Origin of the sequence: Fibrobacter sp. UWB2 (assembly GCF_002210425.1) — a bacterium.
Taxonomy (GTDB): Bacteria; Fibrobacterota; Fibrobacteria; order Fibrobacterales; family Fibrobacteraceae; genus Fibrobacter; species Fibrobacter elongatus.
On record NZ_MWQK01000004.1, the window covers coordinates 53308 to 66693 of the forward strand.

12 protein-coding genes are annotated in these 13386 nt (G+C 46.1%); 9 read left to right on the plus strand and 3 right to left on the minus strand.

Going from position 1 to position 13386, the window contains the following annotated elements; all coding sequences use genetic code 11:
• Positions 1 to 34: 34 nt before the first annotated feature.
• The gene (locus B7982_RS08395) at positions 35 to 946 is read left to right on the plus strand and encodes a glycosyltransferase family 2 protein (RefSeq protein ID WP_085490762.1); all 912 of its coding nucleotides are present in this window, start codon (positions 35 to 37) and stop codon (positions 944 to 946) included.
• Between the two features lie 104 nt (positions 947 to 1050).
• Positions 1051 to 1611 carry a guanylate kinase gene (gene gmk, locus B7982_RS08400; RefSeq protein ID WP_012820245.1) on the plus strand — a complete coding sequence of 187 codons (561 nt, stop codon included), beginning with the start codon at positions 1051 to 1053 and terminating at the stop codon, positions 1609 to 1611.
• A gap of 106 nt (positions 1612 to 1717) precedes the next feature.
• Here gmk and B7982_RS08405 read toward each other — a convergent pair whose 3' ends face one another.
• Entirely contained in the window at positions 1718 to 2725 is a 1008-nt protein-coding gene (locus B7982_RS08405; RefSeq protein WP_088660355.1) for a hypothetical protein, read from the minus strand.
• 210 nt (positions 2726 to 2935) lie between these two features.
• Between B7982_RS08405 and B7982_RS08410 the strand changes: the two genes are divergently transcribed.
• The 7 genes from B7982_RS08410 to B7982_RS08440 all read left to right on the plus strand — a co-directional run bounded on the left by B7982_RS08410 (position 2936) and on the right by B7982_RS08440 (position 10678).
• Positions 2936 to 6040 carry a TIGR02171 family protein gene (locus B7982_RS08410; protein WP_233138446.1) on the plus strand — a complete coding sequence of 1035 codons (3105 nt, stop codon included), beginning with the start codon at positions 2936 to 2938 and terminating at the stop codon, positions 6038 to 6040.
• Position 6041: 1 nt separating this feature from the next.
• Positions 6042 to 7013: a hypothetical protein gene (locus B7982_RS08415; protein ID WP_088660357.1), complete on the plus strand. Its 972-nt coding sequence runs from the start codon at positions 6042 to 6044 to the stop codon at positions 7011 to 7013.
• Positions 7014 to 7037: 24 nt separating this feature from the next.
• Positions 7038 to 7946, plus strand: coding sequence for a hypothetical protein (locus B7982_RS08420; RefSeq protein ID WP_088660358.1), 909 nt, complete (start codon positions 7038 to 7040; stop codon positions 7944 to 7946).
• Positions 7947 to 8000: 54 nt separating this feature from the next.
• Positions 8001 to 8849: a DUF6544 family protein gene (locus tag B7982_RS08425; RefSeq protein WP_088660641.1), complete on the plus strand. Its 849-nt coding sequence runs from the start codon at positions 8001 to 8003 to the stop codon at positions 8847 to 8849.
• 215 nt (positions 8850 to 9064) lie between these two features.
• Positions 9065 to 9703, plus strand: coding sequence for a hypothetical protein (locus B7982_RS08430; RefSeq protein ID WP_144065940.1), 639 nt, complete (start codon positions 9065 to 9067; stop codon positions 9701 to 9703).
• A 28-nt stretch (positions 9704 to 9731) separates the two neighbouring features.
• Positions 9732 to 9914, plus strand: coding sequence for a hypothetical protein (locus B7982_RS08435; RefSeq protein ID WP_012820252.1), 183 nt, complete (start codon positions 9732 to 9734; stop codon positions 9912 to 9914).
• A gap of 65 nt (positions 9915 to 9979) precedes the next feature.
• The gene (locus tag B7982_RS08440; RefSeq protein ID WP_088660360.1) at positions 9980 to 10678 is read left to right on the plus strand and encodes a hypothetical protein; all 699 of its coding nucleotides are present in this window, start codon (positions 9980 to 9982) and stop codon (positions 10676 to 10678) included.
• Positions 10679 to 10681: 3 nt separating this feature from the next.
• On the opposite strand, the gene B7982_RS08445 is transcribed toward B7982_RS08440, so the two are convergent.
• Positions 10682 to 11233, minus strand: coding sequence for a hypothetical protein (locus B7982_RS08445; RefSeq protein WP_088660361.1), 552 nt, complete (start codon positions 11231 to 11233; stop codon positions 10682 to 10684).
• Positions 11234 to 11281: 48 nt separating this feature from the next.
• Complete coding sequence (gene priA / locus B7982_RS08450; protein WP_233138447.1) at positions 11282 to 13336, minus strand: primosomal protein N'; 2055 nt, start codon at positions 13334 to 13336, stop codon at positions 11282 to 11284.
• Positions 13337 to 13386 lie beyond the last annotated feature (50 nt).

Here is a 13386-nt window from a genome sequence, read left to right on the forward strand (position 1 = left end):
TAGTAACTATTTTTTAAATTGCTATAATTGCACTATGCTTTTATCCGTAATTATACCTGTTTTTAATGAAGAAGAGATCGTTGCCGAAACCTACCGCGTCTTGGAGGAAGAGCTCAAGGATATCGAACACGAACTCATTTTCGTAAACGACGGTTCCAAGGACCGCACCCGAGAAATCGTGGAAGGCCTCCTCCCCGGGAACCCGAACAACAAAATCATCAACTTTAGCCGTAACTTCGGCCACCAGGCAGCGTTCAGCGCAGGCCTCGACCACGCCCAAGGCGCAGCCGTCGTCATTATCGATGGCGACTTGCAGGACCCGCCGAGCCTCATCCACGAGATGCTCGAAAAGTGGCGTGAAGGCTACCAGGTCGTTTACGCCCAGCGCAACAAGCGCAAAGGCGAGACGCTCTTCAAGCGCTTTACGGCTTTCTGCTTCTACCGTTTGATTGGCAAGCTCACGAGCATCGACATTCCGCCTGACACCGGCGACTTCAGACTCATGGACCGCTGCGTGGTGGACCAGCTCAAGAACCTCCCGGAACGCAGCCGCTTCTTGCGTGGGCTCGTGTGCTGGGTCGGTTTCAAGAAGATAGGCGTCAAGTACGACCGTGCCGAACGCACCGCAGGCACTTCGAAGTATCCGCTCAAGAAGATGTTGCGCCTCGCGTTCGACGGCATCACGGGCTTCAGCTCGGCTCCGCTCAAGATTAGCTTCTACATGGGTTTCATTGCTACAATCGTCGGCTTTGCACTCCTCGTCTGGTCGATTCTCGAAAAGTTCCTCTCCCCTGCGACAACGGTTCCGGGCTGGGCATCTCTCATGACCGCCATCGTGTTCTTCGCAGGCGTGCAGCTTTTGACCATCGGCATTCTCGGCGAATACATCGGCCGAATCTACGACGAAGTCAAGCAGCGCCCGCTGTACATCGAAGACAAGAAATAGACGAGCGAGTTGTTAGTCTTTGGTTATTAGCTATATTTGGCGCATATAGAGCCTAGTTAAAGCTAATGGCTATTGACTAACAACTATTGACCATTGACTAAAAAATGAAAAACAAGCTTTTCGTTATGAGTGCCGCCAGTGGCGCGGGCAAGACCACCCTCAAGGATCTTGTCATCAAGGATTTCCCGGACATCAAGTATTCCATTTCCGCTACAACGCGCAAGCCGCGTGAAGGCGAAATCGATGGAGTCCACTACTTCTTCAAGACCAAGGAAGAATTCGAGCAGATGATCAAGGACGATGCATTAGTCGAATACAACCTGGTTCACGGCAACTACTACGGAACGCCCAAGAGCTTTGTCGAGAAGACTCTTGCCGAAGGAAACCGCGTGCTGTTTGACCTTGACGTTTTCGGCAAGGTGAACTTCGACAAGGTCTACCCGGACGCCACCGGCATTTTCATTTTGCCGCCAAGCGACGAAGAACTCGAACGTCGCCTCCGTGGCCGCGGCACTGACAGCGAAGAAGTCATCCAGCTCCGCCTTGCAAACGCGAAGAAAGAAATCGAATTTGCTAAGACCAAGGGCAAGTACGAATACACCATCGTGAACGATGATCTTCAGAAAGCTGCTGACGAACTCCGCGCTATTTTAAGCCAGAAGTAAATCGCACCCAAAGCTACAAGTGCAGAAAGCCGCGAGATTCGCGCGCACAACCTTTGAAATTCCCGCCCCATCGTTTACCGAGAGGCGGGAATTTTTGTGTGAGGTGTTATGTGTGAATTCTTACGACAATGGAATTTTCAAAGAAGCTCGGGTCCGCTCCCAAACGCCACAGCTTAGAACCATACGCAAACAGGCTTGGACGCGCCTTGCGCAAAATCGCGGCCCCCGTTGCACGCAGATACCCAGCCTTGCTCTTGGAAACCAAGCCCTTGAGCTTTGCCCCCAAGTCATCAATGCTCACGCTAATCGCATTATGGTCATGCGGATTGTACGGTTCCGCCTGCACCATGGTCGCAAGCGATGCGAAAAATTCCTGACTTTTGGCGCCAACCGTAGCATCATCAAAGAAGCGGAACGCCGTCGCCGTTTTAACGACCGATTCATATTTTTCGATGCCCGCAATCCAGGGATGATTCGTTGCGCCCACAAGCCCAATCGTAAAATCAAATGATTCCGCTTCGCGGAAATAGCGAATAAACATCTCCTCCGGCGATTCCATTTCGGGATTCGGTTTAAGAGCATCCTTTGCGGCCTCCAAAAGAATCGCCGCAACATTCGTTTCGCCTGTAGAAATAGGAGCATTAGCCTTGTAAATCTGCGCAAAGTCAGAGTCGCCACGGAAACCGCCATAGACATACGCAAACAGAGCCTCGGCCGCTACGGGCTTTATGAGGTGTAACACAATCGGCAAAAAGTTCGCAAACACCGCAGCTCGACGGCGCAAAAGTTCCGCGATAAGCAGACCATCGCGTTCATCAACGGCAAGCAAAAGCGCCCCCACATGCAACAAGAACGAATATTGCCCAACATCTAAATTTTTGATATCGTTTGGCAAATAGACATTAATCGTCGCTTGCAATTCCTTCGGCAAGTACATGTACCAAGAAGGCGTGAAATAAGCACTCCCGTCAACACACTGCATATGAGAAAAATCATATTCTGTAGCAGAAGCAGTTCCCGCATAATCGAGAATCCCCGTCACACTACGGGTGAACGCATAAACCGTCGCATTTTGGGGCGTTTCAACTTTGATATAAAACATTTCATTAGCCATTGCAGGCCTCCTTTCTGAAGGTTACATGACAAATATAGGTTTAAAGGATGTCAGATAATGACATTTTTACTTTTTGTGATTTTTTCGTCATTTTCGTGAATTGTTGCGAAAAGTTGAAGTGCAGAGCTTACCATAATAAACTATATTCAATAGGACTGAATTTAGGATCGATTTATGCGCTGCAAAGAAACAGTATTCTTTTTTACTGCTTTGGCATTATTCTTTTGCTTAGATGCTTGCGTAAACGCAAATTCCGAAGACATTGTAGCCAAAGGACCTTCCGTCGACGAAGAAAATCCCGTCGAGGTTTTTGACAGCACGCTCACCAAAACGTTCGACTCGATGATAGAAGTTTATCATCCAGAGCTATTATTCTTTATCGGTACCGACAAGTCTTCGGCAAGGGCAAGCGAAAAGCCGCAGATGGACGCAAAACTCAACTACAAGTTTTACATGGATGTCCATGAATTCACTTGCGGCGACTACAAAAAACTGGACAAGGAATTTGACCGGCTAAAACCAAACTGCGCCAATGACAGTCTGCCTCTCACCGACGTCACCTATTTTGATGCAATCCTAATCGCAAACGCCAAGAGTAAATCTTTAGGCTTGGATACAGTTTACACATACACCAACGCAAGTTTTGACGAAGAAAACCATTGCACCGACATCGAAGGCCTCGTAACGCATTTAGAAATTGAAGGTTTCAGGCTCCCTACCGAAGCGGAATGGATTCTGTCGGCCCAACTTGGCTGGGATCACGAGAACAGTTGGAACAACAGCAATTCCGATTACAAAGTCCATACCGTTTGCAGCAAAGGTTTCGATGGCGCCGGCTTCTGCGATTTTTCGGGCAACATCACAGAATGGACCAACGACTGGCTCGGGATTTTGAAGGACACTACCATCACCAACTTTACAGGTTCAACTGACGGCGGCGAAATCGGCGAACGCATTATCAAAGGTGGCAACTACAATTCCGATAAAGCGAACAGCAACCTGTACAGCCGCGGTGACGTTTACTCCGTAACATCTTCTACCATGGCCAAGTACGTGGGGTTCCGCCTCGCCTTGGGAGTCATCCCCAAACCAGCGTGGTTCACAAGCAACGGGCACATCAGCGAAAGTAAAATCGAACCTATCGCTAGCGCCGCAACGCTCAAGAGCTATACCGGTTCCTACAATATGAAACTCGCTTTCCGCAACGATGTCACCAACAACCTAGCCTTCATCGACTACAACAACGGCAACCTAAAAGTTTCAGAAATTCACGACACACTAAACGTCTACCATCCTGAAATTTCGCCCAACGGAAAATTCGTCGCATTCTCAACCAAGCCCGAAGGCATTCAGGGCGAGTCTAAATTATACATTAGGGAACTTTCAGAAAATTCCTCTACACCTATAGAACTCCAAGTCAAAAGCGCCGCCATCCCCCGCTGGAGAATTCTCGAAAATGGAGACACCGCAATCGTTTACGTGACCGATGCAGGCAACAATTCCGAAGAATCATCATGGCTAGCGCAAAGTACATGGCAAGTCACTTTTGCAAACGACAAGTTCGGCACACCACAAAAACTTTTTGACGGCACCTTCCACGGAGGAATCGCCCAAGACAACAGCCTCTCAGTCACAGGAGCAAAGCGCCTCCGCGTACGTTATGGGCAAAAGAACGACATCTGGTACTCTCAGGAACAAGCATGCAATGTAAGCCTCGCACAAGACGGCTCAAAACGCACCGCATTCTTGGACTTTGGCGGAAAAACAGGCCAAGAATTTGTCGGTTCACACTATGCAACACACGAACGCATTCTCATCGCCGATAGCACAGGCAAACTGATTCAATCTATTGCGGCCCCAAACGGCAACACGTTCGACCACACCGAATGGGTATCAAGCACTTCAAACTTGGTCGCCACATTGACTAACATCAACGGATCCCACAAAAAGATTGTCCTCGTAAGCACAGTTGATACCACATTTATCGACTTGGCCGAAGGCGAAGAACTGTGGCATCCATGCCTATGGGTACAACCTAAAAAGATTATTCCGAAGCCCAAATCTAGTTCAAGTTCATTCGCACAAAGTTCTAGCTCTAGCGCTCACGCAGAAAGCTCCAGTTCAAGTACACCCACGCTAAATTCTAGCTCCAGCACATCTCCGCAAAGTTCAAGTTCAAACGAACCAGCGCAAAGTTCAAGTTCTAGCGAAATTGCACAAAGCTCAAGTTCCGAAAAGCAAGTTCCAAGTTCAAGTTCCGAACAAATAAATTCTAGCAGTTCTTCCCTGCTTGCAGAATCCTCTAGTTCCGAAGTTACTTCGAGCTCAAGCGTCGAAGAATCCAGTTCCAGCACCGCATCAAGTTCTAGCGAATCATCCAGTTCCGGAGTCCCTTATCAAATTAATTTCGAACTAGACACCGATAGCGCAGGCGTTTATTACAAGGCCGGACAAGCCCAGGTCTTCGCCGAAGCCCGTTACAAAATGGAACTTCTTTGGCAATACAAAGACAAGGCCGACGTCGTCATCATCGGTTCATCTAGAGCGCAACATGGCGTAGCCCCGATGGAACTCAGCGAGGAATTTTTCGGAGTCAACCTCGCCTTTATCGGGAACACCCTCAGCGGCTCCGAATTTTTGTACGACAATTACATTATTCCGCACATGTCCAAAGTCAAGTACATCGTATCATCCATCGACATCGACCGCGGATTCAACACCTTTAGCGGTAGCTTCTTTAATGGACGCGCAAAAATCTGTCCCGGATACGTTTACGACAAGGATCACAATTACTGGAAAGACGGCTACCCCGAAGGACTTGCAGAACTGACGTACGATTCACCGGGCATATCAAGCTACGCAAACAAATACCGCCAAACTCGCGGCCTAGATTCAATTCCAGGAGCATCAGTCTGGGAAGAAATGCCTCAAGTCGATTCGGACAGCAATTTGTATAGAAGGTCTCCCGGTTCATACCGCACAAACTTTAACAGCTTAAAGAAAATGGTCGAAACAGCACACGAAAAAGGCATTTACTTTATCGGAGTCGTCTTCCCGCAGAACCCGAATTACAAGAAGACGGGCGCATTTGGTCGCTACGGCATTCCCCGCAGCGAAGCACCCATATTGCTCCAAGAAATTGCAGACCTCTCTAAAACCTATCCTAACTTTATATTATTCGACGAAAATAAAATGGGCGATCACGACTATACCGGCGATATGGCATACGACCGTGACCACCTCGCTTATCCGGGTGCAATCCACTTTACAGCGCGTCTAGATTCCCTCTTAAAAGAACTACCCGCATTAAAGTAATATGAAAATATTTTACCACCTCCCCGGACTGTTTGAATTTTACGAGCTGTACAAAGCATTCTTGCCACTTTGGCGTGAACACCGGGATTGGTTTTACGACTGGTGCGAAATTGGCTCCATTTACGGAGCGCCAAGCGATTGCATTTGGGGCGGCGGGCGCGTAGGTTTTGGCGAAGCAGAGCCGCGAAAAGTTGCAGAACTTATTCACGAATACGGGATTTCGGCAAGACTCACTTTCAGCAATTCATTGATTCGCGAAGAACATCTAGCAGACACTCGATGCAATAAGCTGTGCAAAATGTTTAAAAACGGCGCAGTTTCCAATGCTAACGAGATGCACACAATTCAAGAAGCCGACAAGAGTCGCGCATTTCAAGACAATGGCGAGATGCGCGCGGTTCAAAACGGAATCATCATTCATTCCGACCTGTTGCTGAATTACATCAAAACAAAATACCCTAACTTTTATTTCGTCTCCTCGACAACGAAAGTCATCACTGATTTTGAGTTGTTCAAAGCGGAGCTAGACCGCAAAGAATTCCGCTATGTCGTTCCCGATTTCAGACTCAACAAGCAATTCGACAAATTGAACGCACTTACAAACGCACAAAAGCAAAAGGTTGAATTTCTTTGCAATGAATGTTGTTGGTTCGGCTGCTATGACCGCAAAAAATGCTACGAGAACGTGAGCCAGAAAAGCCTTGGCGAAAACAGCGAAGACCATGTCTGCGTCTCCCCCACAGCCAAAAGGGGTTACCATTTTTCCGATGCGATGAAGAATCCCGGCTTTATTGGGATTGAGGACATTCAAAACATCTACGCCCCCGCAGGATTCCAGCACTTTAAAATCGAAGGCCGTAGCCTCGGCAGCGCTCTCATTTTGGAATTTTTGCTTTATTACATGACCAAACCCGAGCATAAGCTTAAAGTCCGCGAAGAAATTTACCTGGACAGCACGTTGGATTTGTTTTAAACAGACAACTAATGGAATGAATTTATGGAACCGACAGACGCATTATTCATGATAATTGTAAATATTGTACTTTTTATCATTTTTGCAATAATTCCTTTACTATTAGGCATTTTCGCCAACATTTCGACCAAGCATCCCAGGGCAATGTTCATTGCAGGGAAAACCGTATCAATTCTACTCACAATTATCACTGTCATCTCACTTTCGATATCCGTAATATACGCAATCAACGAGCAGGATTCTACACAGCGACCCTATATTTTTGCATGGTGTATTTGCTGGCTACTCATAGCTATTTTTCCTTTATCAACATTTGACCTCACCACAAGCCAAAAAACAAAAAAGCAAAAGACCTGTTATCTCACCATTTCATTTATTACGTTTTTCCTAATTCTGTCAGGATCTGAACTTCTATACAATCGAGCGTTTGGATACGTTTTTCAAACGGAACGGTTTGAACTATCCATAAACGATTTTTACTCGAACCATCCTGAAGCCGATAAAAATAGCGACATCAATATATTCGCATCTATACAAAACGGAGAAGATGAGTTCACAGCGAATATATCCGTATATAAAGATTCTATAACTCTAAAAGCAACAGAACTCCGTTATATAAGCAGTGAAATTATAAGCAGCGAAAAATCGCAAAAAGATTCTTGTTATCGCAACGACTTGCCGCGTGACTTAGTTCAAGACATTATTGAAGAAATCACCTATTATCAACCGGAAATTGAATACACCTGGGTAGGAGACCTATGTTTCCATCCATTCGCATTTGTTGAACTTGCCAATAATAAAAACGCAACAACGATAATATTGAAACTTCCAGACATTGATGAATATCATCCCAACGCCCAGCGTTTAGCAAAAAAAATCGCGAGTCTTGTAAACGATTCAAAAATCAACCCGACAAAAGGTTGCTCCAATTAATTTCAAACATCAAAAAAAATCATGCAAAAAATGAAACCCGCAAAGAGATTTTTCATGACCATCTTGATTATCATAGCCTCCCTCATTTTACTTTTAGCAATTTGGTTCAATATTCCCTATTCACCCGTCAAGACGCAGTTTCAGAACGATGTCGAGGCTAGGTTGCAAAGCGTCACAGCAATCACCGGAACACTAGATTCCGCAAGTATCGCAAACCTCCCACATCTCATCCAAAAATATCTCAAAACAAGCGGTTACATCGGCAAAGAAAGACGCTCGCACTTAACCATGGAATACAAAAATGTCGATTTTGGCATGGGCGTGAATAAGCCGCGAATCAAAATCGATTACACGCATGTGGACTTTGCCGATTCACCAGAAAGGCTCGCCTTTATCGACAGCAAAATGTTCGGCATCCCGTTCCAAGGCTACGATTACTACATGAACGGCAAAGGCGGAATGAAAGGCGTTCTCGCAAAAATCGTTACGCTATTTGACCAGACCGGCCCAGAAATGGACAAGGCTTGTCTCATTACCTATCTCGCCGAAGCATTCTTTTTGCCAGAAGCACTCCTAAAAGATTTCATCACGTTCAAGCAAATTGATGACCACACCGTCGAAGCTACAATTACAAACCAAGGCGTAACCGCAACCGGAATTTTCCATTTCAACAACGCTTACGAAATGACCTCGTTTACAACAAATGATCGTGGTCAAATATCACCCGATGGAACCATCGAATACACCCCGTGGGAAGCGCAATGCGAAAACTACAAAACCTACTCCGACGGCATCAAACGCCCCACCATTTTCCGCGCTGTATGGAAAAACAAAGACAGCGACTTCGTCTATTTCGACGGAGAAATCAGCAAAGTGAATGGAGCTAAGGTAAAAGCAGAATAATTACTAGATTTTAGACAATGAACAAAATATTTTTCTATTCACTATATGCTTTTAGTGCGATTCTTTTTATCGTTGGTTTGTTCCTGCCGCCAACGCCGTCCTTTTGCTTTGTTTTGCCAGCCATTGGGTTGGTATCGGTTTTGACAAGCTTGTGGGACTTTGTTGTGATGGGTATTTCTTAGGCCGCTCAAAGAAGCAAACATAAGGTTGTCTGTATGCTCAGAAATATTTTATTCTTTTCTATATCCATTCTGCTGTCTTCGTGTTTTTATCCTGTTATAGAAGGAATGATGGCGTATTATGATGATGCTGAAAAATTAGATATTTACGGGATTCTAGATGGTCCTCTTAAGTTTACTGAAAAATATGTGCTGGAATACACTATCAATGGAAAGGAACAAAAGGATATTTCCTATAGTCAAAATGATTCAAATTATAAACAAACTTGGAGCGGAAGTTTGAAATTTTATGCTGCAAGTTACTGCAATGTTTATATTGGTGGGGATGTTTTCCCGTGCAGGCGTCATCTAAGAAAAGCTGCTGATGTAGAAATCTATATAAAACGTAAATCGGGAGGTGGGCGACAATTGCTAGCCCAAAAGACGGTTGATATAAGGGACTTTCATCAATCACTCTTGCTGACGCAGGTGCATTTCGGTTCCGATAAAGAACAATATAAAACCAGAAGCAGATTAAATTTTGATTGGGACAGAGCAGAACCAATTGTACTAGACGGGACAAACGATACGATTTATCACTATACAGTATGGTATTGGGATAAAAATAATTACAAGGAATCTAATACCATTAAAGATGAGCTTCTCATTGAGATTCCGAGTTCTTATAAACAATAAACAACACCCATATACATCTTTATTCCCCATGACACTTCTTTTAGGCATTCTTTTCTTAGCACTTTTCATAAGCGCGATTGTCCGCGGTAAGTTCACGTACGGTCAAGCCGATTACGATTTTCATGAGCATCCAATACAGTTCGTGATCGTACTCATCTTTATTCTCGGCGTTTCTGCACTTTGTTTTTACCGATTTATCGTAGAACTATAAATAAGACTTTTTAAAGAGTTTGTTATATTAATGACATCTGTAGACAACAGAACAAAAGGGACTTTATGAGCGAAGAAAATATTACTTCTGGTTGCAATGCTGAAGATGTTAAAGCCATCACAAAGAGATGCGCAGAATCCTGGATGAAGCGAATCCGCAATTTTGCAGGTTTCTTAGGGATGATCCTCCCGTGGATTGCGCTCGCCGGAGCAGCCATCATTGCCAAAGTTCAGCCCGCAAAAATTCCCGACGATTTTTGGACAACACTCTCCATCTCGGCTACATATTACTTGACCCCAGCACTTGCAGGCATTTTGACAACGGCAGCAGTCGTTCTGATTTGCTACAAGGGCTACGACTGGCGCGATGAACTTGTCGCAACAGCCTCAGGCATATTCGGCTTGATGATTGTCATTTTCCCTTGTGACTGTTCCGCTGCAGACGGCAAAATCGTTGGATTTTTCCAATTGCCTATAGCCGTTTCTAACGTCATCCACTTAACATCGGCAGTTATCTTCTTTATACTTTTGGCCATCAACAGCCTATTTCTTTTCACTCTTGGCGAAAGCGACACCAAGCAAAAAAGAATCCGCAACATCATTTACAGAGTCTGCGGCATCGGCATGTTCTGCACTTTGTTCCTGCTTGTTTTACCGATTCAATTCCCTGCAAAGATTTTCATCGTTGAAGCGATTGCGCTCACGTTCTTCGGCGTAAGCTGGCTTGTGAAAGGTCAAATTTTCGGTCTGCTCAAAGACAAATAAGAGCTAGAACGCAAATGCTAGTGCTGCTCCGCCCTGAGGGGTCGGAGCAATTTTTATTTGCAAGCTAGTATCGTAGCCTAGGCTCTTGTTATAAATTTCAACAGCCGACGTCATGTGGTTCCCAGAAATTCCACCGAGCACTATCGCGAAAATGGCCACAGCACCGCCACCAATCGTAAGCGGCTTACCACCACTGATATCATCAACCCAGAAACAGACTCCCAAACCTAATGCAGCACCACCAACTGCAGAAAGCACCAAAGCACGCTTATATAGTGTTTTTCCTCTTTGTAACTCAGCGGCCGCATCAGGGTTTGTACTTACGAGCGATTCCATTTCGCTATCGCTTATTTTTCGGGTACCCGCATACCAGCTCCCGTAACTATAGGCAATCTTTTCCAGCCGAGGCCTTGAATACATCGATTCATTTGGGGATATTTCAGGCTCATTCTTTACAATAGGCGTAGACCCCTTAGGCGGATACTGATCCCAGACACTTTGGGCAAAAGACATATTGGCAAGCACAAGCAATACAGTAAAAAGAAATAAGCGCATATTTTCTCCCTAATTACAAACGACGTTTGTTCAAATATAGAACAAATTTTATTCTAGTTCAACTTTGATTTCAACGTTTGGCACCCAGGCCTTGGGCGCATTCAAAATGGGAGCAAGTACCTTACGCACTGCCGCAAGGTTTTGCGTTTTAATGTAGAGCTTTACCCAGAACACGTTCTGCACTTTCGGTACAAACGCATCGACTGGTCCAAGCACTGTCATCGAAGATTCTTTGCGCAAAATACTTTCAAGGCGGTTCACCGTATCGCGAAGCAGATTTTCATCGCGTGAGCCACAACTGATTTCCACAAGCTTGCAGAACGGCGGATAAAAAGCCATCTGGCGGTTCGATGATTCAGTCTCAGCAAAGCCATCAAAATCATGGCGAATAGCGTACTGCATCACAGGTTCTGTCGGATTAAGCGTCTGGATAAACACGCGGCCACCGCTACCAGCACGTCCCGCGCGTCCCGCCGTCTGGCTCAACAGCTGATATAAGCGTTCCGTCGAACGAAAATCAGGAATGCCAAGGCCCGAATCAGCTCCAACAATCCCTACAAGCTTCACGCCCGGGAAATCGTGACCTTTCGCGACCATCTGCGTTCCAAGCAAAATGTTGTATTCACGATTCCTAAACGATGTCAAGATTTTTTCAACAGCGCCCACGTTCTGCGTTGTATCGCGATCCATGCGGATTACTTTCGCATCGGCCACCCATTCGTGAATTTCTTCTTCGAGCTTTTCAATTGCACCGCCGACAAACTCATACGTTTCGGCACCGCATGTTGGGCACGGAGTATTCACCGGATAAAGCGCAGCACAGTAATGGCACATCAGCGCATTGTACTGTTTATGATACACGAGCGGGATATGGCAATGTTTGCAGTAAAGCGTTTCACCGCATTCAGAACAAACTCTAATCTTAGAGTAACCACGACGATTCATGAGAATAATCGCCTGGTCGCCACCGGCAATGCAATCCGAAAGCGCTTCGCGCAATGCAGGAGACATAAGCACGCCTTTTTGCTGGCGCACCTTGCCCATATCAATCACTTTTACTTCGGGGAGCGGAGCCGCAGTCGCACGGTTCTTGAGTGTCAACAGTTTGAGGTTCCCCGCCTTTGCATTGCGGAATGTTTCAAGGCAAGGCGTTGCAGAGCCAAGCACTACAAGTGCTCCGTACTTTTGCGCCAAGTGGAAAGCCAAATCACGCGTATGGTAACGCGGAGCCGGGTCCTGTTGCTTAAACGAAGAATCATGTTCTTCGTCCAAAATAACAACATCAAAATCAAACGGCAAAAGAATGGCGCTGCGCGTCCCAAGCACCACTTTTGCAGAGCCATCTAGCACAGCCAAATAACCCGCACGTTTTTGCGGAGCCGAGAGCGCCGAATGCAGCACCACGACAGGTACTTTCAAATAATCTTCAAAACGCGACGCCGTCTGCGGAGTAAGCCCAATTTCAGGCACCAAAATAAGCACGCGCTTATTGCGCTTAAGCGCTTCGCGCACCAATTCCTGATAAACTCTCGTTTTACCACTGCCAGTCACACCATGCAGGAGCGTTCCTCGAAAACCATCCTTATCCAAATCTTCAACAAGACTAGCTAGTGCAGTCTCTTGTTCGCCTGTCAAGGGGGGCAGGTCCGAACAGACCTCCATTTCAGGTCCATTCGAGGAAGCCTCGCCCCGAGGTTCAGATTTTTCAGCCAGCAAGGCATCGAGAAACTTGTCAAAATCAGCGGGCCAAAACACGTTCAGAGTGCGCATGGGCGAGCTTATATAATACTTAGACACCCACTCCAGCGATTCCATATAACGTTCAGAAAACACATACCCCGACTCATGCGGACACGCATACCGAACGTCAAATGACGGTTTATCGCTATGGACACGGCTCACCAAGGCAAGCGTAGGCTTACGGCGGGCAAGCTGCACCCAAACGACACTCCCCCGCTGAATATCCGCTCCTTCCGGCACCCCGTAAGTAAAAACCGATGGGGACAACGGGATGTAAACCTCGCAAAAACGCGACAGAAGCGCCGAATTACAGCGTTCCTTGACCATCTCCGGAGCTGACGTTTTGGGAATTCTTTTTGCCACGCGGCAAAGATAGTATTGTTACAAGCTTAAATGGGCATAAATTCGCACTG

What these genes read in the sequence shown, in the direction of transcription:
- B7982_RS08445 (WP_088660361.1), bottom strand. Translation starts at nt 11,233, where the DNA reads ATGCGCTTATTTCTTTTTACTGTATTGCTTGTGCTTGCCAATATGTCT.
- B7982_RS08435 (WP_012820252.1), top strand. Translation starts at nt 9,732, where the DNA reads ATGACACTTCTTTTAGGCATTCTTTTCTTAGCACTTTTCATAAGCGCG.
- B7982_RS08405 (WP_088660355.1), bottom strand. Translation starts at nt 2,725, where the DNA reads ATGGCTAATGAAATGTTTTATATCAAAGTTGAAACGCCCCAAAATGCG.
- B7982_RS08395 (WP_085490762.1), top strand. Translation starts at nt 35, where the DNA reads ATGCTTTTATCCGTAATTATACCTGTTTTTAATGAAGAAGAGATCGTT.
- B7982_RS08415 (WP_088660357.1), top strand. Translation starts at nt 6,042, where the DNA reads ATGAAAATATTTTACCACCTCCCCGGACTGTTTGAATTTTACGAGCTG.
- B7982_RS08430 (WP_144065940.1), top strand. Translation starts at nt 9,065, where the DNA reads ATGCTCAGAAATATTTTATTCTTTTCTATATCCATTCTGCTGTCTTCG.
- B7982_RS08420 (WP_088660358.1), top strand. Translation starts at nt 7,038, where the DNA reads ATGGAACCGACAGACGCATTATTCATGATAATTGTAAATATTGTACTT.
- gmk (WP_012820245.1), top strand. Translation starts at nt 1,051, where the DNA reads ATGAAAAACAAGCTTTTCGTTATGAGTGCCGCCAGTGGCGCGGGCAAG.
- B7982_RS08425 (WP_088660641.1), top strand. Translation starts at nt 8,001, where the DNA reads ATGACCATCTTGATTATCATAGCCTCCCTCATTTTACTTTTAGCAATT.
- B7982_RS08440 (WP_088660360.1), top strand. Translation starts at nt 9,980, where the DNA reads ATGAGCGAAGAAAATATTACTTCTGGTTGCAATGCTGAAGATGTTAAA.